The following is a 2326-nucleotide window of genomic DNA, read 5'->3' as shown; positions in this document are numbered from 1 at the left end:
CATTCAGGCCGAGCGGCGCTGCACGATCAGCTTCTTGATCTCCGCGATGGCCTTGGCAGGATTGAGACCCTTCGGGCAGGTGCGCGCGCAGTTCATGATCGTGTGGCAACGGTAGAGCTTGAACGGATCTTCGAGATCGTCCAGGCGCGCACCGGTGTCTTCGTCACGGCTGTCGACGATCCAACGGTAAGCCTGCAGGAGGATCGCCGGACCGAGGTAACGGTCGCCGTTCCACCAGTAGCTCGGGCACGACGTGGAGCAGCAGGCGCAGAGGATGCACTCGTAGAGACCGTCGAGCTTCTTGCGGTCTTCCGGCGACTGCAGGCGCTCCTTATCCGCAGGAGCCGGGCTCTGCGTGCGAATCCACGGCTTGATGGACGCGAACTGGGCGTAGAAGTGCGTGAGATCGGGCACCAGATCCTTCACCACCGGCATGTGCGGCAGCGGATAGATGTTGACCGTACCGCCACTGCACTCGTCGATGGCCCGGGTGCAGGCCAGCGTATTGGTGCCGTCGATGTTCATCGCGCACGAACCGCAAATGCCTTCACGGCACGAGCGGCGCAGCGAGAGCGTCGAGTCGATCTCGTTCTTGATCTTCAGCAGGGCGTCGAGAACCATCGGACCGCACGTATCGAGATCCACCTCGTACGTGTCGGTGCGCGGGTTCTGGCCGTCGTCCGGCGTCCAGCGATAGACCTTGAAGGTGCGCACGTTCTTCGCGCCCTTCGCCGGGAAATGCTTGCCGGCCTGGATCTTGGAATTCTTGGGTAGCGTGAACTCTGCCACGATTGCCTCTCCGGTCCGGTATCAGTAAACGCGCTTTTTCGGCGGTACGACTTCAACGTCGTCCGTCAGGGTGTACATATGCACCGGGCGGAAGTCGAAGCTGGAGTTACCGGCCTCGTCGATCCACACCAGCGTGTGCTTCTGCCAGTCGTGGTCGTCGCGGTCCGGGAAATCCTCGCGTGCATGCGCACCGCGGCTCTCCGGGCGCTGTTCCGCCGAATGCATCGTGGCCACGGCCTGCGCGAGCAGGTTCGACAGCTCCAGTGTTTCGATGAGGTCGGAGTTCCAGACCATCGAACGATCGCTGACCTTGACCTGGCCGAACGAGGAGTACACCTCGGAGATCTTGGCCTTGCCTTCCTTCAGCGTTTCGCCGGTGCGGAACACGGCGGCGTCGGACTGCATGGTCATCTGCATTTCAGCGCGGATGTCGGCAGTCGGCTTGGCGCCGTCGGCATGACGCAGGTTGTCGAAGCGCGCGAGGATCTTGTCCAGCGCGTTGGCCGGGAGATCCTTGTGCGGTGTGCCGGTCTTGATCAGCTCGGCGCAACGATGCGACACGGCGCGGCCGAACACGACCAGATCGAGCAGCGAGTTCGAGCCAAGGCGGTTCGCGCCGTGGACCGACACGCAAGCGGCTTCGCCGATGGCGAACAGGCCCGGCACGATCGAATCCGGATCGTCGTCACGCTTGGTCACGACTTCGCCGTGGTAGTTGGTCGGGATGCCGCCCATGTTGTAGTGGACGGTCGGCAGGACCGGGATCGGCTCCTTGGTCACGTCCACGCCGGCGAAGATGCGTGCCGACTCGGCGATACCCGGGAGACGCTCGTTGATGACCTCGGGACCGAGGTGCATCAGGTTGAGGTGGATGTGGTCCTTCTTCGGGCCCACACCGCGACCTTCGCGGATCTCGATGGTCATCGCGCGGCTCACGACGTCGCGCGAGGCGAGGTCCTTCGCGTTCGGCGCGTAGCGCTCCATGAAGCGCTCACCCTCGGAGTTGGTCAGGTAACCGCCTTCGCCGCGCACGCCCTCGGTGATCAGGCAGCCCGCGCCGTAGATACCGGTCGGATGGAACTGCACGAACTCCATGTCCTGCAGCGGCAGGCCGGCGCGCAGCACCATGCCGCCGCCGTCGCCCGTGCAGGTATGCGCCGAGGTGGCGCTGAAGTAGGCACGGCCGTAGCCACCCGTTGCCATGACCACGGCGTGGCCGCGGAACAGATGCAGGGTGCCTTCGTTCATGTCGAGGGCGAGCACGCCCACGCACTTGCCGTCCTCGAACACGAGGTCGATGGCGAAGTACTCGATGAAGAACGTGGCGTCGTGCGCGAGGGCCTGCTGGTAAAGCGTATGCAGGATGGCGTGGCCGGTACGGTCGGCCGCGGCGCAGGTGCGCTGCGCGGTGCCCTGGCCGTAGTGCGTGGTCATGCCGCCGAACGGGCGCTGGTAGATCTTGCCTTCCTCGGTACGCGAGAACGGCACGCCGTAGTGTTCCAGCTCGATGATGGCCGGAATGGCCTCACGGCACATG

Annotated in this window: 2 protein-coding genes; both read right to left on the bottom strand. The window is 64.4% G+C overall.

The window, feature by feature from the left end:
* Positions 1-3: 3 nt before the first annotated feature.
* Positions 4-789 (bottom strand): succinate dehydrogenase iron-sulfur subunit, encoded by a 786-nt coding sequence (locus AC1DSN_RS21505; protein ID WP_063572472.1) that lies wholly within the window; start codon positions 787-789, stop codon positions 4-6.
* Between the two features lie 21 nt (positions 790-810).
* The coding region (gene sdhA / locus AC1DSN_RS21500) for a succinate dehydrogenase flavoprotein subunit (RefSeq protein WP_477332775.1) at positions 811-2326 on the bottom strand (1516 nt) is incomplete at its 5' end.

The organism is Luteibacter sp. P4_D7_3 (assembly GCF_056401735.1).
The sequence above is the reverse complement of the archived record's forward strand: the minus strand, read 5'-3'. Positions and strand labels throughout refer to the sequence as shown.